This window comes from Bacillus sp. FSL W7-1582, from assembly GCF_038593325.1.
In the GTDB taxonomy this organism is placed as follows: domain Bacteria; phylum Bacillota; class Bacilli; order Bacillales; family Bacillaceae; genus Bacillus; species Bacillus altitudinis.
The window spans coordinates 664,048-690,000 of record NZ_CP151987.1 but is presented as its reverse complement, the minus strand read 5'-3'; the positions used below and the strand labels follow the sequence as shown (position 1 = coordinate 690,000).

At 43.7% G+C, this 25,953-nt stretch carries 24 protein-coding genes; 6 read left to right on the top strand and 18 right to left on the bottom strand.

The annotated features are described in order from the left end of the window. The first annotated feature begins 36 nt into the window (after nucleotides 1-36). Nucleotides 37-735, top strand: coding sequence for an MgtC/SapB family protein (locus NSQ11_RS03470; RefSeq protein WP_169476135.1), 699 nt, complete (start codon nucleotides 37-39; stop codon nucleotides 733-735). A gap of 44 nt (nucleotides 736-779) precedes the next feature. On the opposite strand, the gene NSQ11_RS03465 is transcribed toward NSQ11_RS03470, so the two are convergent. The 5 genes from NSQ11_RS03465 to NSQ11_RS03445 form a co-directional block, all read right to left on the bottom strand. Continuing rightward, nucleotides 780-1,787, bottom strand: a complete 1,008-nt coding sequence (locus tag NSQ11_RS03465; protein WP_017366766.1) for a phosphotransferase — start codon at nucleotides 1,785-1,787, stop codon at nucleotides 780-782. 361 nt (nucleotides 1,788-2,148) lie between these two features. Next, nucleotides 2,149-3,309 (bottom strand): CamS family sex pheromone protein, encoded by a 1,161-nt coding sequence (locus tag NSQ11_RS03460; RefSeq protein WP_223255677.1) that lies wholly within the window; start codon nucleotides 3,307-3,309, stop codon nucleotides 2,149-2,151. A gap of 42 nt (nucleotides 3,310-3,351) precedes the next feature. After that, nucleotides 3,352-5,358 carry an NAD-dependent DNA ligase LigA gene (ligA, locus tag NSQ11_RS03455; protein ID WP_335357751.1) on the bottom strand — a complete coding sequence of 669 codons (2,007 nt, stop codon included), beginning with the start codon at nucleotides 5,356-5,358 and terminating at the stop codon, nucleotides 3,352-3,354. 44 nt (nucleotides 5,359-5,402) lie between these two features. Next, nucleotides 5,403-7,625 carry a DNA helicase PcrA gene (gene pcrA, locus NSQ11_RS03450; RefSeq protein ID WP_017366764.1) on the bottom strand — a complete coding sequence of 741 codons (2,223 nt, stop codon included), beginning with the start codon at nucleotides 7,623-7,625 and terminating at the stop codon, nucleotides 5,403-5,405. Between the two features lie 57 nt (nucleotides 7,626-7,682). Continuing rightward, entirely contained in the window at nucleotides 7,683-8,375 is a 693-nt protein-coding gene (locus NSQ11_RS03445; protein WP_008344257.1) for a heptaprenylglyceryl phosphate synthase, read from the bottom strand. Between the two features lie 281 nt (nucleotides 8,376-8,656). Here NSQ11_RS03445 and NSQ11_RS03440 point away from each other — a divergent pair, with 281 nt between their 5' ends. Next, nucleotides 8,657-9,031, top strand: coding sequence for a DUF2283 domain-containing protein (locus NSQ11_RS03440; RefSeq protein WP_099496367.1), 375 nt, complete (start codon nucleotides 8,657-8,659; stop codon nucleotides 9,029-9,031). A 20-nt stretch (nucleotides 9,032-9,051) separates the two neighbouring features. Here the strand turns inward: NSQ11_RS03440 and NSQ11_RS03435 are convergent, their stop codons facing one another. Continuing rightward, nucleotides 9,052-9,282, bottom strand: a complete 231-nt coding sequence (locus NSQ11_RS03435) for a hypothetical protein (RefSeq protein WP_098680486.1) — start codon at nucleotides 9,280-9,282, stop codon at nucleotides 9,052-9,054. Nucleotides 9,283-9,421: 139 nt separating this feature from the next. On the opposite strand from NSQ11_RS03435, the gene NSQ11_RS03430 reads away from it, so the two are divergent. Next, nucleotides 9,422-11,002: an FMN-binding glutamate synthase family protein gene (locus tag NSQ11_RS03430; protein WP_342501263.1), complete on the top strand. Its 1,581-nt coding sequence runs from the start codon at nucleotides 9,422-9,424 to the stop codon at nucleotides 11,000-11,002. A 139-nt stretch (nucleotides 11,003-11,141) separates the two neighbouring features. Then, on the top strand, nucleotides 11,142-11,237 hold the full coding sequence (locus NSQ11_RS03425) for a hypothetical protein (RefSeq protein ID WP_342501262.1): 96 nt from the start codon (nucleotides 11,142-11,144) through the stop codon (nucleotides 11,235-11,237). Nucleotides 11,238-11,319: 82 nt separating this feature from the next. Here the strand turns inward: NSQ11_RS03425 and NSQ11_RS03420 are convergent, their stop codons facing one another. Together NSQ11_RS03420 and NSQ11_RS03415 are read right to left on the bottom strand one after the other, a co-directional pair. After that, a complete protein-coding gene (locus tag NSQ11_RS03420) occupies nucleotides 11,320-11,634 on the bottom strand; it encodes a YerC/YecD family TrpR-related protein (protein ID WP_007496879.1) in 315 nt (104 codons plus the stop codon). Nucleotides 11,635-12,165: 531 nt separating this feature from the next. Then, nucleotides 12,166-13,908, bottom strand: coding sequence for an adenine deaminase C-terminal domain-containing protein (locus tag NSQ11_RS03415; RefSeq protein WP_007496880.1), 1,743 nt, complete (start codon nucleotides 13,906-13,908; stop codon nucleotides 12,166-12,168). A gap of 125 nt (nucleotides 13,909-14,033) precedes the next feature. Between NSQ11_RS03415 and NSQ11_RS03410 the strand changes: the two genes are divergently transcribed. Then, nucleotides 14,034-14,255 carry a DUF2892 domain-containing protein gene (locus NSQ11_RS03410; RefSeq protein WP_008344274.1) on the top strand — a complete coding sequence of 74 codons (222 nt, stop codon included), beginning with the start codon at nucleotides 14,034-14,036 and terminating at the stop codon, nucleotides 14,253-14,255. Between the two features lie 227 nt (nucleotides 14,256-14,482). Here the strand turns inward: NSQ11_RS03410 and NSQ11_RS03405 are convergent, their stop codons facing one another. The 4 genes from NSQ11_RS03405 to NSQ11_RS03390 are packed head-to-tail and all read right to left on the bottom strand — an operon-like array spanning nucleotide 14,483 to nucleotide 18,467. Further along, a complete protein-coding gene (locus tag NSQ11_RS03405; RefSeq protein WP_099496365.1) occupies nucleotides 14,483-15,748 on the bottom strand; it encodes a peptidase in 1,266 nt (421 codons plus the stop codon). Between the two features lie 14 nt (nucleotides 15,749-15,762). Continuing rightward, complete coding sequence (locus tag NSQ11_RS03400; RefSeq protein WP_160758085.1) at nucleotides 15,763-16,428, bottom strand: 3-oxoacid CoA-transferase subunit B; 666 nt, start codon at nucleotides 16,426-16,428, stop codon at nucleotides 15,763-15,765. Next, nucleotides 16,404-17,090, bottom strand: coding sequence for a CoA transferase subunit A (locus NSQ11_RS03395; protein WP_108611387.1), 687 nt, complete (start codon nucleotides 17,088-17,090; stop codon nucleotides 16,404-16,406). The genes NSQ11_RS03400 and NSQ11_RS03395 overlap by 25 nt, the downstream gene beginning before the upstream one ends. Nucleotides 17,091-17,102: 12 nt before the next feature. Then, nucleotides 17,103-18,467, bottom strand: a complete 1,365-nt coding sequence (locus NSQ11_RS03390; RefSeq protein WP_108611386.1) for an aspartate aminotransferase family protein — start codon at nucleotides 18,465-18,467, stop codon at nucleotides 17,103-17,105. Between the two features lie 191 nt (nucleotides 18,468-18,658). Here NSQ11_RS03390 and NSQ11_RS03385 point away from each other — a divergent pair, with 191 nt between their 5' ends. After that, nucleotides 18,659-20,317, top strand: coding sequence for a PucR family transcriptional regulator (locus tag NSQ11_RS03385; protein WP_046526923.1), 1,659 nt, complete (start codon nucleotides 18,659-18,661; stop codon nucleotides 20,315-20,317). On the opposite strand, the gene ablB is transcribed toward NSQ11_RS03385, so the two are convergent. From ablB to purM, 6 genes are all read right to left on the bottom strand, one after another. Then, nucleotides 20,312-21,157, bottom strand: a complete 846-nt coding sequence (ablB, locus tag NSQ11_RS03380) for a putative beta-lysine N-acetyltransferase (protein ID WP_216099550.1) — start codon at nucleotides 21,155-21,157, stop codon at nucleotides 20,312-20,314. The two genes, NSQ11_RS03385 and ablB, sit on opposite strands and share 6 nt — an antisense overlap. A gap of 15 nt (nucleotides 21,158-21,172) precedes the next feature. Continuing rightward, nucleotides 21,173-21,367 carry a hypothetical protein gene (locus tag NSQ11_RS03375; protein WP_008344285.1) on the bottom strand — a complete coding sequence of 65 codons (195 nt, stop codon included), beginning with the start codon at nucleotides 21,365-21,367 and terminating at the stop codon, nucleotides 21,173-21,175. Between the two features lie 119 nt (nucleotides 21,368-21,486). Further along, nucleotides 21,487-22,761: a phosphoribosylamine--glycine ligase gene (gene purD, locus NSQ11_RS03370; RefSeq protein WP_138825291.1), complete on the bottom strand. Its 1,275-nt coding sequence runs from the start codon at nucleotides 22,759-22,761 to the stop codon at nucleotides 21,487-21,489. A 12-nt stretch (nucleotides 22,762-22,773) separates the two neighbouring features. Continuing rightward, on the bottom strand, nucleotides 22,774-24,312 hold the full coding sequence (gene purH, locus NSQ11_RS03365; RefSeq protein ID WP_212357473.1) for a bifunctional phosphoribosylaminoimidazolecarboxamide formyltransferase/IMP cyclohydrolase: 1,539 nt from the start codon (nucleotides 24,310-24,312) through the stop codon (nucleotides 22,774-22,776). A 15-nt stretch (nucleotides 24,313-24,327) separates the two neighbouring features. Beyond that, complete coding sequence (gene purN / locus NSQ11_RS03360) at nucleotides 24,328-24,897, bottom strand: phosphoribosylglycinamide formyltransferase (protein ID WP_056705691.1); 570 nt, start codon at nucleotides 24,895-24,897, stop codon at nucleotides 24,328-24,330. Further along, nucleotides 24,894-25,934, bottom strand: a complete 1,041-nt coding sequence (purM, locus tag NSQ11_RS03355) for a phosphoribosylformylglycinamidine cyclo-ligase (protein ID WP_035391448.1) — start codon at nucleotides 25,932-25,934, stop codon at nucleotides 24,894-24,896. Before purM ends, purN begins: the two co-directional genes overlap by 4 nt. Nucleotides 25,935-25,953: the final 19 nt, after the last annotated feature.

Here is a 25,953-nt window from a genome sequence, read left to right as displayed (position 1 = left end):
TACATGATGTGAAACGTACATGAAGTGAAAGGAGCGATACGCATGTTTTGGACAATTGAATGGGATACGGTCTTGAAATTAGCCGTTGCCACCTTAATCGGTTTGATCATCGGTCTTGAACGCGAACTTAAGAAAAAGCCGCTTGGGCTGAAAACGTGTATTGTCATTGCTGTCAGCTCCTGCGTATTAACCATCATCAGCATTGATGCAGCCTACAATTTCCCTCGAGTCTCTAAGCTTCAAATGGACCCACTCAGGTTACCGGCGCAAATTATATCTGGTGTTGGTTTTATTGGAGCAGGTGTGATTCTTCGCAAAAGCAATGACGTCATCTCAGGTCTTACGACATCTGCGATGATTTGGGGAGCAGCAGGACTTGGGGTTGCAACAGGTGCAGGTTTTTATAAAGAAGCCTTCCTCAGTCTTTTCTTTATTCTTGTCAGTGTGGAATTTTTACCTTGGCTCTTCCAGCGGATTGGACCCATTCGCTTACAGGAAAAAGAAATCCGCATCAGAATGTCACTTTCTGATCGAAACCGCATGACAGAGATTTTAAAAGAAATGAAAGCACTCAATATTCGTATTCATTCTGTACGTATTGATGATTTAAAGGAAAAAGACTATCCGATCATGGAAGTACGTGTTCGCGTACATAAAGACCGCTATACAACCGATGTGTACTTTGATATTAAAGATTTAGAAGGCGTTGTTGGTGTGAAGTGTGATACAGTGTAGGATAAAAAGCCCCTTGCTATGTGAAACAGCAAGGGGCTTTTGATTTATGTTGTTAGCTGATGAAAGTCAAAAGGCGTAATTGGGGTTTTGTCCTCAATTTCCTTTCGAAAACGCGCCAGTATGGCACTTTCGTCAGCGCTTAGTGTTCGGAGATCAAATGCTTGATGTAAAAGCCCATAAATAAGCATATGACGCAGCATAAGGAAATCTGGTATTGTCGCCAACCATGCGTCATCAAGCTCATTCTCCTGTCGATAGCCTTTGAGAAAATGGCTCATAAATTCACCCGTAAATTCAGCTTTATCCTCATACGGAATCACCGGATACCAAAGAACGTTGTATAGCAAAATGCTCATATCGTTGATAAACCAGTGATACCCACAATCATCAAAATCAAATGCAATGATTTCTCCCTGATGATAATGGAAGTTCCCGTGATGTAAATCCGCATGCACCAGTCCATAGACATCCTTGGATATTCGGAGCTGGTGAAGCTTTTGCATCAGTTCATCTTTTCGCTGCAACACAACCGTTTGATCAGAAGGAATATACGTTTCAAGCTTTAATTGCTCCTCCTCATACCACTCTTGACGCTTATAGCGAGGATCTTTCACTTGATATTGTTTAGTCGTTTGATGCATACGCCCTGTATAGGCTCCTAACGCTTGAAACAACTGTCCATTCCAATCTGCTTCGGTCACTTTTCTGCCAGGCGCCTTTTCGTACACTCTCAGCAAAAAAGCGCCTCCTGCTTGATCGGGAATCGCTTCAACATCTTTTCCTCTTGCGGATAAAACCGGTTTAGCTACTGAGCTTCCATGTTGAGATAAATACCGAATCCAGTCCATTTCTCCTAGAATATATGTGCGGGAGCGGCGAATGGTATGGGTGATTTTCAATATATAACTCGACCCTTTTTCATCCGTATATTCATACACATAATTTTCTGCATCGGCTAGAAATGTGACCTGTTCTGGCTGAAAATGATAGAGTAGAGCCGCTTTCTTTAAGACCATTTGTTCATCGTATCGTGCTTTTACTTCTTTATGCATGCTGATTCTCCTTTTATCGTCTTTTTACTTATACATGACGGTAATCAGCATTTATACGAGCATCAACATACCTGCCTTTCCTTTTGGTTTCTTCACATACTTTGACAAAAGTTGAAAGATTCCTCTAATTAGAAATAAAAAAACCGCCAAAAGGCGGTTTTCAGATTGTTGACAAAGGGCGAAAATGAACTTGATTTTAGCCCTTTGTCTTCTTTTCAGCGTGATGAAAACCTTTGCAGCCCTAGGAAGGACGAGTACTGGCGCGGAGCGAATTTCACATTCGTGAGCACCAGCACGCAGGACTGACAAAGAATGCGAGGGTTTGTCTACACGCTAAAAACCGACAAAAGGCGGTTTTTATTTAGTCATATATATGGACCGTTGGTTCTTTGTCTTCAGCATTTTTTGTGATGAGGGCTTCTTGCTGATCAGAAGAGGTGATGTTGATTTCTATATTGGTGCTCTTATAGTAATCCATGACTTCACCTGTTAAGTATTGCGTGAATGCCACGACTTCTGTTTTTCCGTAGAATTGCATTGGAATTTCTACTTTCATTTTTTGCAAGTTCCCGTTTTTATAGAAACCTTTGCCTACCACACCCGTGTAATTCGGGAAGTAGTCTTCTACCTTTGTCTTGAAGCGGTCAAATCGCTCTGAATCATCTTTATAGCTGCTCTTGGCATTATCTGAAGGGAAGAAGACATTCTCTTCTTTAATCGTATCCCAACTGCCAATATCAGCTGATCCTGCTTTTACATCGGTTTTAGCGATGAAGTTTCCTGGAACAATAGATGATTTTGGCGCTTGTTTATAAAGGGCAATCATGACTGGGACTTTTTGCAGTCCGTCCATTTGACGAAGTCGTTTAATGACTTGTTCCGCAATTTTTTCGCCCTCTGCTAAAAGTTTCTTTGAATTTTTCGATGAATCGATGGTCACCTCTTGCTGAGGATCCCCGATATTTTCGCGATAATAATAGACAGAGTTAAGCGCAAGACCGATGACAACCCCGCCAAGCTGTAAGCTATTTTTATCTTTTCTGATTAAGTAATTATGCTCTAGCATGGAAGCTAAGTAGATTGGACTATTTTCATTTTTTGACTTTGTTGAACCTGAGTTTGGAAGAGCAGGGTTTAAACCTAAGTTCTTAAAGTCTTTGTCTTCTTTTTCAGCTTTTTTCAGATCACTGCCTGTTTTTTTGCGGGCAAGCCAGCTGAGAACAGTATCTTCATCTAAATGCTGGCCTTCTTGGAACAGATAGTCGTTTGTATTGAATGATTCTGTCGCCAGGCGCATGAGTCCTGTTTCAAATTCATCAATGTCTAAGCGTGTATTGAGACGCTCTGCAGTTAGTCCTCTTGCCGCTCCTTGTTTAAACGGCAGCACCATTTTGTAATAGGAATCAGAGATGTTGTACATTGGGATGATCGCTGTTTCTTTCGTTTCATCCGTTTTTTGTGTGACCTCTTCCTCATCCTTTCCCCCAAAAGGTGCACACGCTGACAATACCAGTGTGAGCATTGTCAGCAGCAATAGCAACTTTTTCAATAGAAAACACTCCTCTTATTTCTTTAGCTCCTCGAGCATTTTGGCTTCGTCCCAAATTTCAATATTGAGTTCTTCTGCCTTTGTCAGCTTACTTCCAGCTGCTTCACCGGCAATGATTAAGTCTGTTTTTTTACTTACGCTACCTGCTAACTTGCCGCCTAATGCTTCGATCGCTGCCTTTGCATCATTACGAGACATTTCTTCTAATTTCCCCGTCAACACAATGGTTTTTCCTGCAAAGTAGGAATCACTTTCTTCTACTTTCACCGGTTTTGGCCCTGTGTAGGTCATATTGACACCAAGTTCTTTTAGTTCATTTAGCAGATCTAGTATTTCTTCTTTCTCAAAGTACGTGACGACTGCATCGGCCATTTTTTCACCAATTTCATCTACTTCAAGTAATTGCTCTTTCGTCGCTTGTTTTAACTGATCGATATCCTCAAAGTGCATGGCCAATGTCTTCGCCGCTTTAGAACCAATAAATCGAATACCGAGTCCAAATAATAACCGTTCAAGAGAGTTTTCTTTCGATTGCTCGATCGAACGCAGTAAATTATCAACTGATTTCTCGCCCATTCGTTCTAGCTGAATCAACTCTTCTTTTGTTAAACGGTACAGGTCTGATACACGAGAGACAAGCTGTTCTTTGAAAAGTTGTGTAATGACTCGCTCCCCTAACCCATCAATATTCATCGCATTACGAGACACAAAGTGAATGAGCCCTTCACGTATTTGGGCGGGGCATTGTGGATTGATGCACCGAAGCGCCACTTCTCCTTCAATTCTGACCAGCTCACTATGACACTCTGGACATTCAGTCGGCATGTGAAACGGCTTTTCTTCTCCTGTTCGCTGATCAACAAGGACACCTGCAACCTCTGGGATAATATCGCCCGCTTTTTTGACAATCACTTGATCAAAAAGGCGGATATCCTTCTCTTTGATCAAATCTTCATTATGAAGAGAAGCACGCTGCACTGTCGTTCCTGCCACTTTTACAGGCTCAAGAATCGCTGTTGGTGTGATGACGCCAGTACGCCCAACACTTAGTTCAATATCAATCAGCTTCGTCACGACTTCTTCGGCCGGAAATTTGTACGCAACAGCCCAGCGTGGACTTTTTGCTGTGAAGCCTAGTTCTTCTTGCTGTGCCAATGAATTGACTTTAATGACAATGCCATCGATTTCGTATGAGAAATCAGCACGCTTTGTTTTCAGTGTTTCAATGAGGTCGATCACTTCTTCAATCGTTTGGCACATCCGTCTTTCTTTGTTGGTTTTAAAGCCAAGCTCATCGAGAAGATCAAGTCCTGCGCTTTGCGTTTCAACACCAATTTCATCAAGCTCCGCTATACTGTAGACGAAGATATCAAGGTTTCGTTTCGCTGCAATTTTCGTATCGAGCTGACGAAGTGAACCAGCAGCCGCATTACGCGGGTTCGCAAACGGCTCTTCTTCGTTTTGTAATCTTTTTTCGTTAAGGGCTTCAAAAGAAGGTTTTGGCATAAATGCCTCGCCTCTCACTTCAATCGACAGAGGCCGATTGATTTTGAGCGGGATGGAACGAATGGTTTTGAGGTTCTCGGTAATATCCTCACCTGTTGTCCCATCACCCCGCGTGGCACCCCGGACAAACACGCCATTTTCATAACGGAGAGAAACAGCGAGTCCGTCAATTTTCAGCTCGACATTGTAAGCGACGTCGTCACCGACTGCTTGACGAACCCGGCGGTCAAAATCAAGAAGGTCCTGTTCATGAAACGCATTGCCGAGACTGAGCATCGGTGTGCCGTGACGTACTTTTTGGAAGGCGTCTAAAACAGCACCGCCTACTCTTTGCGAGGGTGAATCCGCTGCTTTTAAATCAGGGTGTTCTTCCTCCAGAGAGATCAGCTCACGCATCCGCGCATCATATTCAGCGTCAGGAACACTTGGACGATCCAGTGTGTGATATTCGTAGTTGTATTGATTCAAAATCTGGTGTAGTTCCTCGATCCGGCGTTTCGCTGCTTCTTTATCCATCTGCTTCTTCCTTTCACTTCATCCGTTTTGTCAGTCCTATCAGTTTATTGCTTTTCGATTGGCGCAAATGCGGCAAGGAGACGCTTAATGCCTGTCGGGCTTGGGAAGGCAATATCAAGCTCTGTACTATCTCCACTACCTTTTACACTCACAACCGTGCCAACGCCCCATTTTTTATGAGCGGCTTTATCACCGACAGCCCAGCCAATGCTGCCGCCGCCTGTGTTTTGAATGGTTTGCGTTTGTGGACGTGAGACAGGCCCTCGTCTTTGCGGTCTTTCTCTCGTTTGGCCAAACGGTGTTTTCGTTTCTTTTTTCTCATTTAGGTTGTCCAATAAATCAGCTGGTATTTCTCTGATAAATCGTGATTCCAGATTCATGTTCGTCCGGCCGAATAACGTTCTCATCTTCGCACTTGATAAATAAAGCTCTTCTTCGGCCCGTGTGATCCCTACATAAGCAAGACGGCGCTCTTCTTCCATCTCTGCATCTTCCATTAATGAACGGCTGTGCGGGAAGACGCCTTCCTCCATTCCCATTAAGAACACAACAGGGAATTCAAGTCCTTTTGCTGCGTGAAGCGTCATTAAAATGACCGCATCCTGATCTTCTTCCTCAGCCTCATCCAGCTTATCAATGTCTGCGACGAGGGCGAGGTCTGTCAGGAAGGTGACAAGTGATTTATCTTCATTTTGTTCTTCAAAGTTTTTAGTGACCGATAGAAACTCGTCAATATTTTCTAAACGGCTTTGTGCTTCAATCGTTTTTTCGATCTTCAGTGCTTCACGATAGCCTGTTTTCTCTAGGATCTCTTCCGTTAATTCTGTGACAGATAAATAATCCTGCATATTTGTCATTTGATCAATGAGCTGTTTGAACTCATCAAGTGCATTGGCAGCTCTTGCACTGAGTCCAATGAAATCCACCTGACCAAGTGCTTCAAACATAGAAAGATCATTCATTTCTGCATATGCGGCAATTTTATCAACAGAAGTCGCCCCAATTCCTCGTTTTGGTACGTTGACAATGCGTGCAAAACTAATATCGTCATCTGGATTTGCCACAAGGCGTAAGTATGCCAAAATGTCCTTGATCTCTTTTCTGTCATAGAACTTCGTGCCGCCGACGATATTGTATTGAATGTTCGCCTTCATTAACGTTTCCTCTATGACACGTGACTGAGCGTTCGTTCGATAGAGGATCGCAAAATCAGATAATTTACGCTTGCCGCTCTGATGAAGCTGACGAATCTTTCCAGCGACAAATTGACCTTCACCGAATTCATTATCCGCACGGTAATAGGCAATCTTCGCTCCTTCGTCATTTTCTGTCCAAAGGTTTTTTGGCTTGCGGTTTGAATTGTTTTGAATGACCGTGTTTGCGGCATTCAGAATACGTTTAGTCGATCTGTAATTTTGCTCAAGCAAAATCACTTCACTGGACGGATAATCTTTTTCAAAGGAAAGAATGTTTGTAATATCCGCTCCACGCCAGCGGTAGATGGACTGATCCGAGTCACCGACCACACATATATTTTGAAAACGCTGAGCGAGCAATTTCACAAGCATGTACTGCGCTCTGTTCGTATCCTGATATTCATCGACATGAATGTATTGGAATTTTCGCTGATAGTGTTCTAATACTTCAGGAATTCGCTCAAACAGTCTGATGGTCATCATGATCAAATCATCAAAATCGAGTGATTGGTTCTTGAGTAATCGTTTTTGATAATCTGTATAGACGTCACTGACGACTTGATCGTAAAAGTCACCGGCTGTCTTTGCGTATTCTTCTGCATCAATGAGTTCGTTTTTTGCACTGCTGATCGATCCTAAAATACTGCGCGGGTCAAACTTTTTCGGATCAATGTTCCGCTCTTTTAAAATGTTTTTAATCACAGAAAGCTGATCAGATGTGTCTAATATGGAGAAATTGCGATTCACACCGATTCGGTCAATATCACGTCTTAAAATTCGGACACACATACTGTGAAACGTCGAGATCCAAATATCATCTGCACCAGGCCCTAAAATGGCCTGGACCCGTTCACGCATTTCTCTTGCAGCTTTATTTGTAAAGGTAATTGCTAAAATATTCCACGGTGCCACATGCTTTTCTGCCATTAAATACGCAATTCGATGCGTGAGCACCCGTGTTTTTCCACTACCTGCTCCTGCCATCAGTAGCAGCGGCCCGTCTGTTGCTTTGACCGCTTCTTTCTGCGCGTCATTCAGCCCTTCTAATAGATGATTCGATATTTCATTCATTTCATTCACCGCCAATTCGAACTTATGTTCTATTTTAACCCGTTTCGTCTTGTTTGACTATGATGACTTTTTCACTGCGTCGACTGTCTTTAACGCTTCTTTAAAATTGTCATAAATGACGTTCCCCACGACGACAACGTCTGCATGCTGTGCAAAGTCTTTCGCCTGCTCTTCGCTTTCAATACCGCCGCCATAAAATAGAACCGTTTCATGTAGCACTGCTTTGGTTTCTTTCACAAGCTCTATGTCTCCAAGCGTTCCGCTGTATTCTAAGTAAAAGATGGGCAGTTTCATCAAGTGCTCTGCCACTCTCGCATAAGCCCTTACGTCATCTATATCCAGTGCCGTATTTGCCTCTGTCAGCTTAGCCGCTTTACACTCTTCGTTTAAGATGACATATCCTTCCGGCACAATCTCTTCCATTGACATCAAATCACCGTATTCCTTCATCGCATCCTTATGCAGACCAACAATCCAATCAGGATGAGCGCTGTTTAACACAGTGGGGATAAAATACAGGTCAAAGCCAGGCACAATCATCTCATGTGTCGAGATTTCAAGGACACATGGCACAAGAAAGCGGCGCACCTTTGACATCAGTTGCAGCACGTTGTCTTCTGTCACGTTGTCACTGCCGCCAATTAAAATGGCATCCGTACCGGATTCACAAATCGCTTCCAGTTGTTCATCGGAAATCTCTTTATTTGGATCGAGTTTAAAGACATGCTTCCACTCGGTAACATCATACATGAAAAACGTTCCTCCATTCGTTTCATTCCATTTAAATATTATAACAAAATCAGACACCGCAAAAAATGGGTAACCTCCTTCAGCTAAAAGTTTCATTCTTTTGAAAATAGTCGATTTTCACTTTAGGCGAGGTGAATGGAGACTATATGAAAGCTCCACTTCAAGAGGAGCTGAGGGAGATCAATAGATTCGTGCTGAACTGAAATGAGAGCTACTTCATCTCATCACATGATATTATACATGAAAGGAACATTTGACTATCGACCAAGCAGGTGAATGATTTGAAAAGAACCATCACATATGATCAAACGATCGACATCGGATACATCTATCTCATCCCGCCTCGAATCGGGACAATTAAAGAAACCATTGAATTAGACGTGAATGAATGTGTGAACGTAGACATCGACAAAGAGGGCCGAGTGGCTGGGCTGGAGTTATTTGCAGAAGAAGCCAAGGTGTTGAAGCACACACCCGTTTATGAGGACGAGCTTTCGTTACGTTTTACGGATCAGGAAGTTCTCTCAACCTATCATTTATCGGGCATTGAATTTCAATTCTCAATGCCTGATCACAATGGACTGATTGGTTTTACCATTGTCGATCCTCTTAAATATCATGTCAAAAGAAAGACAAGAAAAAACCGTTTTGATTGATTCAAAACGGTTTTTTAAAGCTATTGTCTCACTTCATTAAAATAATGAACAGATGTCATGGCCCCTTCATCAACCATCTTGTTGTCTTGAATATCTAACGGATCAGGGTGACCAGCTTTTTCAGGAACCTTTTCATCTGACCGGAACATGCTGACCCATTTTTTCAGATGCTGTTTATTTTTCACTGCTAATAACACTGCACCACCAACCCCTAATCCTGCAAGTACATACGCATTCGGACGCTTATTCATGTATGTTCCCTCCCCTTATGATCTTATTTGTAAGTTACCCCGCCTTTTCATTTCTAAACGTCACAAGCTGTTGAAGTGGTTTCTCTTTCAATGAAAAGTGGAATAACAACAGTAATGATAGAGAAAAGAGGGGATTTTCGTGACAACAACTTTCATTGTCATTGGCGCATTATTAGTGATTTTTTTCATCATACCAATCATTTTATTCATCTGGATTTGGATGCGAGATGAAAAACAGGAAGAGCATTCTGTCCTACGAAATTATCCGGTCATTGGAAAATTGAGGTTCATTTTTGAAAAAATAGGACCTGAGCTTCGTCAATATCTGTTTCTAAATGATCGAGAGGAGCTTCCTTTCTCAAGAAGAGAATACGAGCAAGCTGTCATGTCTGGGAAGTACAAAAGCCGGACAATGGGCTTTGGATCAAAACGTGATTTTGACAAGCCTGGTTACTATATTCGCAACGTCCTATTTCCAAAGCAGCGAGATGAGTTACGCATCGATCAATCTGAAAAAATCCCAACAAAAGTGTATCAGATCGATCAAGACAATTTACTGAGAAGAAGTGAACACACGAAAGAAGTCGAAGCAAAACCTTATTATCTCCATGAAGAAGATGTACAAATCATTGGTGAACATACGTGCCAAAAACCTTTCCGCGTCAAAGGATTAATCGGTCAATCAGCCATGAGCTACGGCTCCTTAGGCGACCGGGCGATTACGGCTCTATCCTCCGGTTTAAAAATGGCTGGCGGCACATGGATGAACACAGGTGAAGGCGGGCTTTCGCCTTACCATCTCAAAGGGGGCGCCGATATCATTTGCCAGATTGGACCTGGTTTATTTGGGGTTCGAACGGAGGATGGCGCATTTTCGTTTGAAGAGTTTAAGAAAAAAAGTGAGCATGATGAGGTAAAAGCCTTTGAACTCAAGCTGGCACAAGGGGCGAAAACACGCGGGGGACACATTGATGGTGAAAAAGTCACAGAGGAAATTGCCCAAATCCGTAAACTGCCGCCACACCAATCCATTGACAGTCCGAACCGGTTCGAGATGTTTCACTCCATTCCTGACATGCTTGATTTTATTGAACAACTGCGAAACATCGGTGGAAAACCAGTTGGAATCAAGCTAGTTGTTGGACATAAAGAAGATATCGAGGAGCTTGCTCTCTATATGAAAAAAAGCGGAAAACATCCTGATTTCATTACAGTGGATGGCGGAGAAGGTGGCACAGGTGCTTCCTTTCATGAACTGGCTGATTCCGCAGGCCTGCCCATTTTCACCGCACTGCCGATTGTCCATCAAATTTTGAAGAAATATGGGGTTCGAGATCACCTCAAGCTGTTTGCGTCTGGTAAACTTCTCTCCCCTGATAAAATCGCAATTGCCCTTTCCATGGGAGCGGATTTTGTGAATATCGCACGAGGATTGATGTTCTCGGTTGGCTGTATTCGGGCGCAAGTATGTCACACGAATAAATGCCCAGTTGGGGTTGCCACGACGGATCCAAAGCTGCAAAAAGGTTTATCGATTGAAGAAAAGAAATACCGAGTCTGCAATTATATCCTGTCCCTTAGAGAAGGTTTGTTTAATTTATGCGCAGCAGCTGGAATTGAATCACCTATTCATTTTAACGAAAAACATATTATTTTTAGACAAGAAAACGGCCAGACAAGTGAAGTCCCTATGTTCGCAGGCACAGAGCAGTCTGTCTAGCTTAAAAAGGTCCGCAGCATGAAACGAAAGACTCAACAGATCATAAAAGAAATGAACGCACATACGCAGTCGTTTCCGGCGAAGGTTTCTGACTACTGGCATCTGCCTCTACCAATGGGATTTATCTGTTGCGCAAAATATGCGAACCATCGGTTTTAAGGAAGTAATCACTGATGACGATGAAGTGTCCTATGAAGGTGAACGATGGTTTATGGGGGAACTTGATGATATCTAATAGAGCCATTTCAAATGAAATGGCTCTACTTGTTCAACTTCAAAACGACAAATCATAAAGAATGTTTGCAGTGAAAGCTGCTTTATTTTGTTTCGTCCGTTGCTTGTTGCTCTGCTACGCGGTCAAGTGCCATCGTATAGGCATCATTTCCGTAGTTCAAGCAGCGTTTGACGCGTGAGATAGTGGCTGTACTTGCACCTGTTTCCGTCTCAATTTTATGATACGTATTTCCCTCGCGAAGCATACGCGCTACTTCAAGACGCTGTGATAAAGATTGGATTTCATTGATGGTGCACAAATCATCAAAAAATCGATAACATTCTTCCAGGTCTTTAAGGGATAAGATGGAGTTGAATAGCTGATCTAAGCTTTTGCCCCTTAATTTATCAATTTGCATCTTTATACATCTTCTCCTTTACTATTGGCACACCGCTCCGCACTGACTTTTCCGAGAAAGCGGTATCTTTCCTGACTCATTTTTTTCAACCTCAGCAATGAGCTTTGAACGTATCATGACAGGTTTGGTTCTACGCTGAAAATGCCATCAGGTTCTTTCGTAAGCCGAAGCTTCTTTATCGTAAACAAATTCGACAAGTTTTGTCATATTCCTTGTGCGACAATCTGACAAACTTGTTTGCCTCCGATATCTAGAACACTTCTGCTCTGTTAAGTCTTTCCCTAAAAAACAGTATGTGTAGAAAGCTTGGCGAGACGACAAACCTGCGCCCCGCCTTGCTTAATTATTCAAAATATGTTGGTCGGCCAGCGTAACCGACAGATTCATTTTACAATTGGGCACTTCATTCGTCATGTCAAAGCCCTATGCTTTGTCACCATATCTAGCAGCGAAGAGATCCATTGCTCACTCCTGCCCTATAACAGCGGTCAGAAATCTAGCAAATATGATACAGCTCCACTCTGTTATATTTTAACGCATTATAGACGGAAAGAGTACAGTTTTTTTCATGACATCAAATATTCCTCTTGGTGTCACCCGAATATACGGCAAGTGTGTGCTTTGGAAAAAGACAAGTGTATCAATCGGGCAGTCAAATGGATACCCGCGCTCAATGAGTAGCTCGCGTAACGTTTGCTCCTGCTGAAGAACCGTTTCAAACGATTCAGCTGATGCACAGCCTGATAATTGCAACGGGATTTCATGCAAAATCTTTCCGTTTTCTGCGAGCACAATTCCCCCGCCAATTTCTTTCATTCGCTTATGAGCAAGCATCATATCATCTTTATTTTTCCCAATCACTAAAATGTCACCAGTGGTTGAAAATGAGCTGACAAACCCTTGCACCTTGTTTGCAAATCCTTTTAACATTGTGTTCACGCGCCACTCGCCTTTTCGATCAATCAGACTGAAGAAGCTTTGATCATGGTCACAGGACAGCTGATTGACAGAGTTATCAATCTCCACTGTATAAGGTTCCATAATGACAGCATTTCGCATTTTGACACCAAGCGGCATTGAGAATTGCAAGTCACTCATCGTCAGGTCATAGCTTAAATCTAATGGTTCGAGCCCGCCATTTTCCCATTTTGTCTCTTGGAATTGATGCTGGTTCTCCCCCTCTAATTTAAGGATCACCCCTTTAGAAATCACCGTTTCTGGATTTGGATTCATCGGATCATCTAAAATATTCAAAGAAGCCAATCGACCAGGACCGACCACGCCTAATAAGTCATCAATTTGATAGTATTTCGCAATGTTAAAGGTCGCCATATTGTACGCATCAATAGTAGGCACGCCTTCTTCAAGGGCAATGGAAATGAGACGATTGATCATGCCTTCTTCATAAAAGTGAGGCGCTGATCCATCTGTTGTATAGAAAAAGTGATCGTAGTGCCTAAAGTCACGCTCATGCAACTCTCTTAAAATGTTCACTAAATCTGGGCGGATGGAAGAATGACGCAAGGACACATGATAGCCAAGAGACAAGCGTTTGAGCACATCGTCTGCATTCATTGCTTCATGATCACTGTCCGCTCCAAACAGCTTCATTTTTGTTAGCGTTTTCTCAGAAGCTCCAGGGAAATGCCCTTCAATTCGTTTTCTCTGCTTCTTCGTTTCTTGCATGCAATATAAAATGAGATCATCACCGTCCATTAATCTTGGCCAGCTCGTTAATTCGCCGCCTTGAAGGACGTCGGGATGATCAATCCATTCTTTCCGATAGTTAATAGGAAGCATCTCATCTTCATACCTGACCTCGGTTTGAAGATCGTATCTAGACCACCAGAAGTACTGAAATGGCTGCTTTTTTAATTCGCATAGAGTGGAAAGCGCTTTCTTTTCATTGCTTTGCAAAAGAAGAAATAAGTTATCGCTGACCATCGTTGTTGTGCCAAATTGAGACACATATTCTGCAAGTGATTGGGGATTATAAATATGGAACGGATGCGCGTGAGGTTCAATATACCCCGGCACAATGTATTTACCTTCACAATCAATCACACGTTTAGCTGATTTATTTTGAGGAAGCTCTGCTCCGACATAAACAATTCGATCATCATGTATCCAAATATTTGCCTTCACCCATTGCTTCAAAAACGGGTTTAGCACGAGTCCATTCGTTAAAAGGAGTGTTGGAACTATTTTTGAGTCGACTACATCGATTTGTGTGCGGATGTCATTGTTTCTCCAATTAAAAGTACGTTCGGACATTCACATACTCTCCTTCATTTGTATTAGCCCTATCGTAACATAACGAACCACGTTACGCATTAATGAAACGTTACAATTTCTTGAAATCACACTTAAAATAATTTAAAAAAGGAGAATCACTTGCAATGAAACCTAATCTTGGCTTAATGGAAGCGCTCATGAGAATTGCCTGCGGAATGACGATATGTACTGTAGCTGGATCCTTATATGCTCGAAAACCATGGAGTAAAATGCTGCTTTTTGGCATCATGCTCGGCGGATTAAAATTGGGCTCTGGTATTCTTCGTTTTTGTCCAGTGACCTATATGTGTGAACAGCAGAATACACATAAAGAGAAGGCTGAGTAGACAGCCTTTTTCAGATTGTTGACAAAGAGCTAAAATGAATTTTATTTTAGCTCTTTGTCTTCCTTTCAGCGTGACATGAAAACCTTTGAAGTCTAGGAAGGGCGAGCACCGGAGCGGAGCGAATGTTACATTCGTGAGCACCGGCGCACAGACCTGACAACGAATGCGAGGGTTTATCTGCACGCTGGAGAAGGCTGAGTAGACAGCCTTCTTTTTTTGTGTGTGAATCATTCCGCTGCTTCGCACCATTTGACCAACGTACCAGCAATGATTTCTGCTGCTTCAATGACATGTTTGATCTCAATAGATTCATTCGGGAAATGGGCAAGCTCTGTCGTTCCAGGTCCAAACACAATGATTGGGATATCCGCTGCTTGTGACAGTAATCCGCCGTCTGTCCCCCAAGGGGCGGCTTCTACCTTTGGCGGGTGCTGCATGACCTCTTCATATTGTTCCTTCAATAGACCTAAAAGCGGGTGATCAGAGTCGATTGACCCCGGAAGCCATCTAGCACCAAACCACTCCACTTCCACAGGATGTTCTTGAAACCAATCATCCTTTTCAGCGAGTCCATTCATCCAATTTTCTAATTCCTTCTCTGCCTGCTCAACTGTCTCACCTGGCATCACACCAAGCCTACCTTCCATTGTGACAAGATCTGCGACAGAGGACGGCCAATCACCGCCTTGAATTTTCCCAATGTTGATTGGAATTGGAATCGGGATGTGCTGAAACAGAGGCTCCGTCACTCGCTGATTTCTTTCTTTTTCTAGTGCCGCTATATGAGAAAGGACCACCGTGCTCTTTTCAATAGCCGAAACACCGTGATACCTTGTTCCGCCATGAGCTGCCCTTCCTTTAATATGCAGCCTGAACCACTTTGATCCTTGCTGAATCGGAAAAATGTTCATATGACTTGGCTCTGGAATGATGGCAGCATCCGCTGTGTACCCTTTCAATATTGCTGCAAGTGTGCCTGCTCCGCCGCTTTCCTCTTCGACGACACTATGAAACACCACATCTCCTTTCAGGGGAATCTGAAGCGTATGCAGTGCCTCAAGCGCAAAGAGTAAAGAAACGTTTCCACCTTTCATATCTGTTGCCCCGCGTCCATAAAGTCTCCCGTTTATGATATGCCCGCTGTAAGGTGGATATGTCCATTGATTCTTATCTCCTGCCGGAACCACATCTACGTGCCCGTTTAATAAAATTGATTTGCCGCCACCTTTTCCTTTCAATCGCCCAGCAACGTTGGGACTCCCTTGAAAAGATCGGCGCGGGGAATAAAAATAAGGATGCTCTAGTAATTCATCGCCGCCAATTTCCCAAACGTCTACATCAAAGCCAATGGCGGACAGTTTATTGGCCACGATCTGCTGAACCTCTTCTTCATTTCCTTGGGTGCTGTCACATTGCACCATTTGCTGAAGAAGCGTAATGGCTTCATCCTGATGCTCTTTCATCCAGTTTCTGATACGTGTCATTGGCTGCAAGTCGTTCATCCTTTCTACACAACAGATTTGACATCAGGCGCTAAAATTAATGGCGCTTCAGTCGCCCTGATGACATCTTCCGGCTGAAATGGCGGCATGACTTCACGTAAAATGAGCAGCTGAGACTTGACCTCAATGACCGCCATATCCGTAATAATCAAATCGACACACGCTTTAGCGGTTAAGGGCAATGTACAAGCCGATTTCACTTTAGATCGACCGTGTTTATCCAGATGGCTCATCACCACCACCACTTTTTTCGCTTTTTGCGCCAGCTCAATCGCTCCGCCCATACCCGGTACTCTTTTCCCCGGTACAATCCAATTGGCAAGATCCCCTTGGCTGCTTACTTCAAGTGCACCCAAAATCGTCATATCCAGCATTCCTTTTCGGATGATGCCAAAAGCAGTCGTACTGTCCATGTACGAGCCGCCCTTTGTTAACGTAATGGGAAAACCGCCGGCATTGCACAAATTCGAATCTTCTTCCCCTTGCAGAGGCGAGGCTCCTGCCCCCATAATGCCGTTTTCTGCATGCAGCCACACCTCGTAATGTGATGGAATGTAATCTGCTGCTAGGGTCGGAATGCCGATCCCAAGATTCACAATCATGCCATCTTCAATTTCTTGTGCTGCTCTTTTGGCAATGCGGTGTCTTAAATCGATGTCTCCCATGCCCATGTCCAGTTCACTCCTTTTGATTGCACGATTTGATTCACAAATACGCCTGGCGTCACGATTTCTTCTGGATCGAGCTGCCCCGCTGCCACAATTTCTTCTGCCTCCGCAATGGTCCAGTCTCCTGCCATCGCCACAATCGGGTTTGTATTCCGTGCGCTTTTATCAAAAATCAGGTTTCCCACTTCATCTGCTTTGTAGGCATTGATGATGGCAATATCCGCTGTGAGCGCAGGCTCCAACATATAATTCTTCCCATTCAGCTCAACCAATTGTTTCTCATCAAGATTCAAGCTATCCATCCCAACATCTGTCACAATGCCCGCCAGCCCCATTCCGCCTGCTCTGATTTTTTCTGCAAGAATGCCCTGCGGGTAAAAATGAACGTCTAATGTACCAGCCTGCATTTTCTGTCCGGCAATGGGATTTGAGCCGATATGAGAGGCGATGATTTTTTTCACTCTTCCTTCTGTGATGAGCCTGCCCACACCAATTTGCGGGAAACCTGCATCATTTCCGATTAATGTCAGATCTTGAATATTTGCTTCCAAAATGGCATCAATCAACGATGGTGGTGAACCCACGCCGCCAAATCCGCCAAACATGATGGTCATGCCATCTTTTAATCGCGTCATCACTTCATCCAAACCCACAGTTTTGTTCATGTTCGTTCCTCCTTACATAGCAGATGGGAAAAACCCTCGATTGATCACTTCTTGTTCGACTTGTGTGATGGTCTGCCCGAATAAATCAATGAGTTCATCCATTTCCTGCTGTGTGATGGAAAGCGGCGGTGCGATCATAACCGCTGCGCCTCCGACTCCATCCTCTCCAGCGCTTGCTGGATACACCAGCAGTCCCTTTTGTTTTGCCGTTTCAACGACGAGATTGGTTATCTGAGCATGTGCAGGAAATGGCGTTTTGGATAAACGATCTGCGACAAACTCAATGCCAATCAGCAATCCCTTCCCTCTCACATCTCCTATGATGGAATGATTGACTTGCAGATCTTTTAAAGCATTCATCAGATATCGCCCAGAAAGATCAGCCCGGTCGGGAAGCTGATGCTTTTTCATATATCGAATGACCGCTAATGAAACGGCTGCTGAAAGCGGATTGGCACTATATGTGTGCCCTGCCATGACAGAGCCGGAGCCGCTGATAATCGGTGCCATCACACGATCCGTTGAGACAACTGCTGCGATTGGAGAATAACCTGCGCTCATGCCCTTTCCAAGAACCATGATATCTGGTACCGTGCCCCAATGTTCCATCGCAAACATTTTTCCAGTTCGTCCAAAGCCCGTCATGACTTCATCTGCGATCATTAAAATGTCGTTTTCTTCACAGACACGCTTCATCGCTTCGAAATAACCGTCTGGCGGCAGGAGCGCCGCTCCCGCTGCGCCAACAATCGGTTCGGCGATCAATGCGGCAATCCTCTCTTTTCCTATACGCTGGATGACGGTTTTAAATTCCTGGACATACCACTCGACCTGCTTGCTGTCTTCCTTTGGCAGCCATGACCTGTAGCTATAGGGCGGAGACAGCACTGGGTGCTTTTCAAGCAGTGGTTCAAAACGCTCTCTCCTTGCAATATGACCTGACATCGACAGCGCCCCTAATGTAATGCCGTGGTAACTCATCCATCTTGAGATGATATGATTTTTTTCCGTCTTCCCCTGCTCCTGCCAATGCTGTATCGCCATTTTCATAGCAGTCTCCGTTGCTTCTGAACCACTCCCTACAAAAAAAGACCAGTTCAGATCACCTGGGCAAAGTGTACTCAATTCATACGCTAGTTCTTCCGCTGGTTCATTCGTAAATTGTGACCTGTACGTAAAGCTCACCTTGTTCGCTTGCTCCGTCATCGCATCAATAATGTCTTGTATGCCATGTCCAATACTTGCCGTGACTGCACCTGATGAGCCATCTATATATTTTTTTCCGTCCCGATCATATAAATAAATCCCCTCTCCTCTCACAGCCACAGGATATTGCTGATTTAACATCGGTTTGATTAAGTAATCCCGGGTCTCCACTTTGTCATTCCTCCCTCTCTTGTCAGCAGCTGCACTTTTCTTTTTACATGAATCGCAAGAAAATTTTGTATACTTGGTATAAGATTAGCTTAATCAAGAGGGCAGTCATCCTCCATTCGCCATATGCCCGAATTTCACACGTGTTTTTTATACATGGTGTATAAGAGTGTTCAAAAGGAGGTCATGAGTCTATGGCGATTCTCGTCAAAGATGCACTCTCGCTCGATATGATGAAAGAAACCAAACTGCTTGCTGGAGAAAATGGACTGGATCGTCTTATCCAGTGGGTGACCATTGTGGAAATTATTGAGGACACGTCTAGACTTTCCGAAGGAGAATTACTTGTTACAACTGGATTTGGACTGACAGAAAATAAAGAAAGACGCATCCGGCTTGAAAAATTGATTCAATCTCATCGTCTTTCAGCCATTGCCATCTATAAAGGCGTGTACTTAACGGAAATTCCCGCATCACTCATTGAAGCCGCCGAAAATAGCGGTATTCCGCTCATCGAGATTCCGCCCCATGTCAATTTTTCAGACATCACAAAAGCCGTTCTAGAACAAATCGTCAGCAGTCAGCTCCATCAGCTCAAATATTCTTCTGCGATTCATCAAAGACTGACCCATTTAAATGTGAGCAATAAAAATGTCACGCAAATTACGGATGAACTGGCACATCTCACAGCGGCAAATATCGTCGTACTGGATGTGTTTTTGCACCAAACAGCAGCTCATCTCGAAACAGACGAAGTGACCTATTCTCCTGCTTTTGGCTTTCTAACAGATGACGAACCGATTGAAACCTCTTCTCTGCTCAAGCAGGCAGAGGAAAAAGGCCGGCTCGTCTATGACACATATGGTGCGTTTGTTCTAGCTGCATGCCCCGTGATTGCAATGGGGGATATTTTCGGGTTCATTGTGGCGTTAAAGAAAAAAGAGACGTGGCACCATCTCGATGCCATCGCCATTGAGCATGCCGGTGCGGTGTATGCGATTGAATGGTTGAAACAAAAAGCCATTCAAGATACAGAAAACCAAATGCAGGGGCATTTATTGGATGATATGCTGCAACAGCAATACACAGAAGAAAGTTATGTCATCGAACAAGCAAGAAAGCTGCAATATGATATGAGCGAAGAACAAGTCGTCATCTACTTTCAATTTCAGCATCAGCACACACAGCTCGACCATCAAATGGTGCAGCGCCTATCCCAATTGCTCACATCCATTTTTGAACGCAGACAAATTCCCTTTTTATTAAAGGCAAGGCTTGATTCCATTTTCGTTCTGACACCCGCAGGAAAAAACACGTATCAAGAAACAAATTGGTATCGCGCATCAGAAGAATGCCGCAGTACTTGGTCTTATTTTTTCCCCGTCCATCCCATTGTGATTGGCATTGGAAGAGCCTACGACCAGATCAGTCTCTTTGCTAAAAGTGCAAAAGAAGCCCAATATGCAGCAAGGCTTCTTCCTCTTTTGAAAACAGATGACAGCATCATTCATTATCAGAAGCTCGGTCTATATGGGATGCTGCTTGAAATGAACGAAGCCGGAATGAATTTGCATGACTTTTATGTGGAGCTGTTAAGCCCGCTGCTTTATACAAAAAAACAAGGAGCTGACCTCATTCATACACTCGAAGTGTATTTGGCACATAATGAAAATATTCAAAAGTCAGCGGGGGAATTGTTTATTCACCGGCATACGTTAAGCTACCGGTTGAAACAAATTGAAACGAGAACAGGCTGCAGCCTCAAATCCACTGATGATCGGATGAAGCTGCAGCTGAGTATCATGGCGTACCGCCTATCTGGTCTGCTTGATCAGATGAGAACCATCTCATGATTCATTTGGCGTTTTGACCCAGAGATTCATATCTTCAATTTTGTCAAAAATATAGCAGTTGTTTTGAAAGCGTCCGGTGTATGTATACCCGAGCTGATAAAATACTTGATTCATTCCATAGGACAGTGCACGGGCGAGAGAATAAAAGACATAAATGTGCATGGATTGAAGCTCTTGTTCGAGGGCTAGAATCAAATGATGCATGAATCCTAGTTTTCTGTATGTCGGAAGGGTTGCACAATCTGTTAATTCTGCATGACCATACGGTACATTGATTTCAGCAGAAGCGGCACTTACAAGTTGACCGTCATGTTCAACGGCATAAAAAACCGTCCCTTCCTCCATTACCTTTTGGATGTAATCTGGCTCGTTCATTGGCGTGGGGTACGTTTCAAAGACCGTATCATAGAGCGCTGCCAGCTTGTGCACATCCTCTGGACCGGCTTTCCTCATCACATACTCATCCTGCCACACGCCTTGGTCTTTTTTAATCGGCTTTTCTTGAATAGACGCAACGATTTCATCTTCCTTCAACCAAAATGGGCTGTTCATTCGATCTTCGGTCAGAAAGAGCGACATGCCGTATGCATCACTTCCGAGAAAATAATGAGAAAACACCCCTTCAAGCCGAAAGCCTTTCTCTAAAAAAAGAGCCATATGCTCACGCCTTACTTTCACAATAACCTTAGACGCCTTGCAGTCCGCCGCTTCCTGAAGCAAGGACTGAATCACATCACGCACACTGCCGCTATAGTCATCCAAACGAATTCGCTCATTGAATGAATCCATACAGATCAAAGCAGAAAAACGCTCGTTTGCAAGCTTCTTCAATTGCACCATACACTCATTCCCCTCTTAGCTAATGAAAAACTTCCAAATTAAAAATGAAGAAATAGCAATGCCAGAAAAAATGGATAGGATCATATAACTAATGGCAAAGCCTTTTTTCAATTTATTCTGCTTAATGGCAGTCACCATGATGTTATTTATAGTTATGAGATATAAAACAAGCATGACGTTTGCAAAGATGATAAATGCTTTGATTTCCATGTTTCCTCCCTAAATCTATTCGTAATCCCATACTACTTCTTCATAACCTGCCCGCATCCCTCTATGAACAGAAGAAGAAAAAACACCTTTCCATCTCGTCAGATAGAAAGGTGTTTTGATTAGACGTTTTTCCCCGCAGCCTTCAGCGCACGGGCGCCAATGTCACGGCGATAAAATAAACCTGGCTGAATGATTTCTTCAACCGCTTCATACACTCTTGATCTTGCCGCTTCAAATGTGTCGTCAAATGCGGTCACATTTGCTACACGGCCGCCATTTGTGACGAATTGATCGTTTTCCTTTTTTGTTCCTGCGTGGAAGGTGACGACATCAGAGACCGTTGTTTGCAAAGCACCGATTGGTGTGCCTTTTGCGTAGTCTTCCGGGTATCCTTCTGATGCAAGAACGACACTGACAGCGGCTGTGTCTTTCCACTGCAAGTCCACATCTTTTCCATCTAGAATGTCTAGGAAGACTTGAACTAGATCTGATTCAAGACGAGGAAGCACTACTTGCGTTTCAGGGTCGCCAAAGCGTGCATTGAACTCAATGACCTTAGAGCCTTCTGGTGTCAGCATTAAGCCCGCATATAAAATGCCTGTAAACGAACGCTCTTCCTGCACCATCGCGCGAGCTGCTGGTTTGACGACGTCTTCCACCGCTTTTTGTACGACTTCATCAGAAATTTGTGGAACCGGTGAATAAGCGCCCATCCCGCCGGTGTTTGGTCCTTTGTCATCTTCAAATGCCCGTTTATGATCCTGTGCGATCACCATCGGATACACCTTTTCTCCATTGACAAAGGCCATCAGAGAAAACTCTTCACCTGTTAAAAATTCTTCAATGACAACCGATGCACTCGCATCGCCAAACTTTTCATCCTCTAAAAAGTCATGTAGGCAGTTGATTGCCTCTTCAAGCGTCATTGCAACTGTCACGCCTTTTCCTGCGGCAAGCCCATCTGCTTTAATGACAATTGGGGCACCCTTTTCTTCCACATATGTCTTCGCTTCTTCAAACGATGTAAAAGTGGCGTAAGCGGCTGTCGGGATATCATAATTTTTCATTAAGTCTTTTGCAAATTCTTTTGAGCCTTCAATGACTGCGGCTTTTGCATTCGGTCCAAATACCTTTAGACCTGCTTCTTCAAATGCATCGACGACACCTGCAATTAAAGGAACCTCTGGACCGACAATTGTTAAACCGATGTTATTGTCTTTTGCAAAACGAATTAACGCCTCATGATCTCCCTCGTCGATCGGTACAAGCTTTGCTGCGTCTGTCATTCCATCATTGCCGGGTGCGACAAATACTTGGCTGACAAGTTCGCTTTGATTCACTTTCCATGCGATGGTATGCTCTCTTCCGCCTCTGCCGATAATTAATACGTTCACACTGTCATCCCCTTAATGTTTGAAATGTCTAACGCCAGTGAAGACCATGGCGATGCCGTATTCATCTGCTTTTTGGATTGATTCTTCATCACGAATGGAACCACCTGGCTGGATGATCGCTGTGACGCCTGCCTTTGCAGCAGCTTCCACTGTATCGCCCATTGGGAAAAATGCATCAGAACCTAGTGCACTGCCTTTTGCTTTTTCACCTGCTTGCTCAATCGCAATGTTAGCCGAGCCAACACGGTTCATTTGACCAGCACCAATACCTGCTGTCATTTGATCCTTCGCTAGAACGATGGCATTTGATTTCACATGCTTGACAACTTTCCAAGCGAGCTTTAAGTCTTTCCATTCATCTTCAGTCGGCTCTCTTTTCGTTGGGATAGAGATCGTTGCTTCCTCTAAGCCGTATGTGTCGATATCCTGAACGAGCAATCCACCATGAACACTTGTGAGCTGCTTTTCTTTTTTCCCAAGATCTGCTTCAACATCTAATGTTAGTAGACGAAGGTTCTTTTTCGCTGTTAGCACATCAAGTGCTTCTTGGCTAAACGATGGTGCGATGACGATTTCTAAGAAAATCGTATGGAGCACCTCAGCCGTTTGCTTGTCTACTTCACGATTAAGCGCCACAATGCCGCCGAAAATAGATGTTTCATCTGCTTTAAATGCACGATCAAATGCTTCTGCAATCGTTTCTCCTGTCCCAACACCACATGGGTTCATATGCTTTACAGCCACAGCCGCTGGCTCCGTAAATTCACGTACAATTTGAAGAGCTGCATCTGCATCTTTGATATTGTTGTAGGAAAGTTCTTTTCCATGTAATTGCGTTGCAGTAGCTAAAGAGCCTTTGCTTGGAAGCGCATTTTCATAGAACGTCGCCGCTTGGTGTGGGTTTTCTCCATAACGAAGAGATTGCTTTTTCTCAAATGTGACTGTGAACTGTTCTGGCTCTGTTTCGCCAACAAAGTTCGTTAAGTAATCCGCAATCAGGGCATCGTAAGCAGCTGTATGACGGAATACTTTTGCTGCAAGCTCACGTTTTTTCTCTAGTGAGACGCCGCCTTCTTTAATTTGTTGAACGACAGAATCATAATCACGCGGGTCTACAATCACAGTGACGTCCTGATGGTTTTTAGAAGCAGCACGAAGCATACCCGGTCCGCCAATATCAATGTTTTCAATCGCTTCTTCATACGTGACATCGTCTTTAGAAATGGTCTCTTTGAATGGATATAGATTCACAACGACAAGATCAATCGGCTGAATGCCGTGCTTTTCAATCTGTGCCATATGCTCATCGTTTTCTCTCACTGCTAACAGTCCACCGTGAATGTTCGGATGAAGCGTTTTGAGACGTCCGTCCATGATTTCTGGGAAGCCAGTCACTTCAGAAATACCAATGACATCAATGCCGTTCTCTTGAAGAAGTTTGTGTGTACCACCAGTTGAAATCACTTCAACGCCAAGTTCTTTTAGTTCTTTCACAAAAGGTACAAGATTTGTTTTATCGGAAACACTGATTAATGCGCGTTTGATCGTCATGCCTTTGTCACCTCATTAAGATAATTCTAAAAGTGATTTGATCACTTTTGGATATAGTGTATGTTCTAATTCATGCATTCTTTTTTCAATGGATTCAAGGTCTTCCCCTTGTTCAATATGAATGGCTGCTTGGTCAATAATCGGACCGGTATCCATGCCTTCGTCGACATAATGAACCGTGATGCCAGCCACTTTGACTCCTGCTTGATAGGCTTGTCCAATCGCATCGAGTCCAGGAAATGCTGGCAATAAAGAAGGGTGGATATTCACGATTTTCCCTCTGAATGCGTCAAGTAATGTCGGACCGATCAGTCGCATATACCCAGCGAGGAAAATCCATTCCACTTCATGCAGCTTCAGCTGTTCAATGATGGTTTGCTCAAAAGCGGCTTTACTCGGGAAAGCCTTCGGCGTAAAAGAAAAGGACGGAATGCCCTCTTTCTCTGCCCGCTCCAGCACCTTCGCACCCGGTTTATCACAGATCACAATGGCGGCTTTTGCCTGCCACTGTTCTTCTTTTAACGTATCAATAATGGCTTGAAAATTTGTCCCGCTTCCAGAGGCGAAGATCGCAAACTTTTTCATGAGAGGCTTCCACCACCGAAAGTGACGCCTTCTCCTTTTTGAACTCGTCCGATAAGGAAGGCTTTCTCTCCGTCTTGTTCAAGTCCGCTAATCACATCGACGAGATCATCCTCTTTGACGGCTAGGACAAAGCCGATGCCCATATTAAATACATTGAACATCTCTTCTGCTTTTAATTGCCCTTTTTCTTGGATAAAGGAGAAAATAGGCGGAACTGGCCATGAGCCGTTATCAATCTCAACACCAAGTCCTTCAGGTAGCATACGTGGTAAATTCTCAATAAAGCCGCCGCCTGTCACATGTGCCATACCGTCAACTTTGCCAGCTTTCACTTGTTTAAGAACAGGCTTGACATAAATCTTCGTCGGTTCAAGCAGCTCTTCTCCAAGTGGTCTTGTAAAAGGTTCATACGTTTGGTGAAGATCTAGACCCGCATCTTCAAGCAATACTTTTCGTACAAGAGAATAGCCATTGCTATGAATTCCGCTAGAGCTGAGTCCAATCAGCAAATGCCCTTCCTTGATGTTCTCTCCTGTGACGATTTCATCTTTTTCAACGACACCTACAGAAAATCCAGCAATATCATATTCTTCTTCTGTGTAAAGACCCGGCATTTCTGCTGTCTCTCCGCCGACAAGCGCTGAGCCAGACTGCTCGCATCCGTCAGCTACACCTTTGACGATGGATTCAATTTTCAAAGGATCTGCTTTTCCAACTGCTAAGTAATCTAAGAAAAAGAGCGGCTCTGCCCCTTGTGCAAGTACATCGTTCACACACATAGCGACAGCATCTACACCGATCGTATCGTGTTTATCCATTAAAAATGCTAGCTTTAATTTCGTACCAACACCATCTGTTCCTGAGACAAGAACGGGCTTTTTGTATGGCAGTTCAGATAAATCAAACATCCCACCAAATCCGCCTAGAGCACCCATGACACCTGCTCTTTTTGTACGTTCTACATGTGTTTTCATTCGTTTAACGGCTTCGTATCCTGCTTCGATGTCGACACCGGCGTTTTTATATGCTTCTGACATCCCATTCACTCCTTTTATC

Bases quoted from the DNA above. Each gene is read 5' to 3' on its own strand.
- purN (WP_056705691.1), bottom strand. From the start codon at position 24,897: ATGAAAAAGTTTGCGATCTTCGCCTCTGGAAGCGGGACAAATTTTCAA.
- ligA (WP_335357751.1), bottom strand. From the start codon at position 5,358: ATGGATAAAGAAGCAGCGAAACGCCGGATCGAGGAACTACACCAGATT.
- NSQ11_RS03395 (WP_108611387.1), bottom strand. From the start codon at position 17,090: ATGAACAAAACTGTGGGTTTGGATGAAGTGATGACGCGATTAAAAGAT.
- NSQ11_RS03375 (WP_008344285.1), bottom strand. From the start codon at position 21,367: ATGGAAATCAAAGCATTTATCATCTTTGCAAACGTCATGCTTGTTTTA.
- NSQ11_RS03445 (WP_008344257.1), bottom strand. From the start codon at position 8,375: ATGTATGATGTTACCGAGTGGAAGCATGTCTTTAAACTCGATCCAAAT.
- NSQ11_RS03385 (WP_046526923.1), top strand. From the start codon at position 18,659: ATGGCGATTCTCGTCAAAGATGCACTCTCGCTCGATATGATGAAAGAA.
- ablB (WP_216099550.1), bottom strand. From the start codon at position 21,157: ATGGTGCAATTGAAGAAGCTTGCAAACGAGCGTTTTTCTGCTTTGATC.
- pcrA (WP_017366764.1), bottom strand. From the start codon at position 7,625: ATGAATGAAATATCGAATCATCTATTAGAAGGGCTGAATGACGCGCAG.
- NSQ11_RS03400 (WP_160758085.1), bottom strand. From the start codon at position 16,428: ATGGGCATGGGAGACATCGATTTAAGACACCGCATTGCCAAAAGAGCA.
- purM (WP_035391448.1), bottom strand. From the start codon at position 25,934: ATGTCAGAAGCATATAAAAACGCCGGTGTCGACATCGAAGCAGGATAC.
- NSQ11_RS03425 (WP_342501262.1), top strand. From the start codon at position 11,142: ATGCGAACCATCGGTTTTAAGGAAGTAATCACTGATGACGATGAAGTG.
- purH (WP_212357473.1), bottom strand. From the start codon at position 24,312: ATGACGATCAAACGCGCATTAATCAGTGTTTCCGATAAAACAAATCTT.
- NSQ11_RS03460 (WP_223255677.1), bottom strand. From the start codon at position 3,309: ATGCTCACACTGGTATTGTCAGCGTGTGCACCTTTTGGGGGAAAGGAT.
- NSQ11_RS03410 (WP_008344274.1), top strand. From the start codon at position 14,034: ATGAAACCTAATCTTGGCTTAATGGAAGCGCTCATGAGAATTGCCTGC.
- NSQ11_RS03415 (WP_007496880.1), bottom strand. From the start codon at position 13,908: ATGTCCGAACGTACTTTTAATTGGAGAAACAATGACATCCGCACACAA.
- NSQ11_RS03435 (WP_098680486.1), bottom strand. From the start codon at position 9,282: ATGAATAAGCGTCCGAATGCGTATGTACTTGCAGGATTAGGGGTTGGT.
- NSQ11_RS03420 (WP_007496879.1), bottom strand. From the start codon at position 11,634: ATGCAAATTGATAAATTAAGGGGCAAAAGCTTAGATCAGCTATTCAAC.
- NSQ11_RS03465 (WP_017366766.1), bottom strand. From the start codon at position 1,787: ATGCATAAAGAAGTAAAAGCACGATACGATGAACAAATGGTCTTAAAG.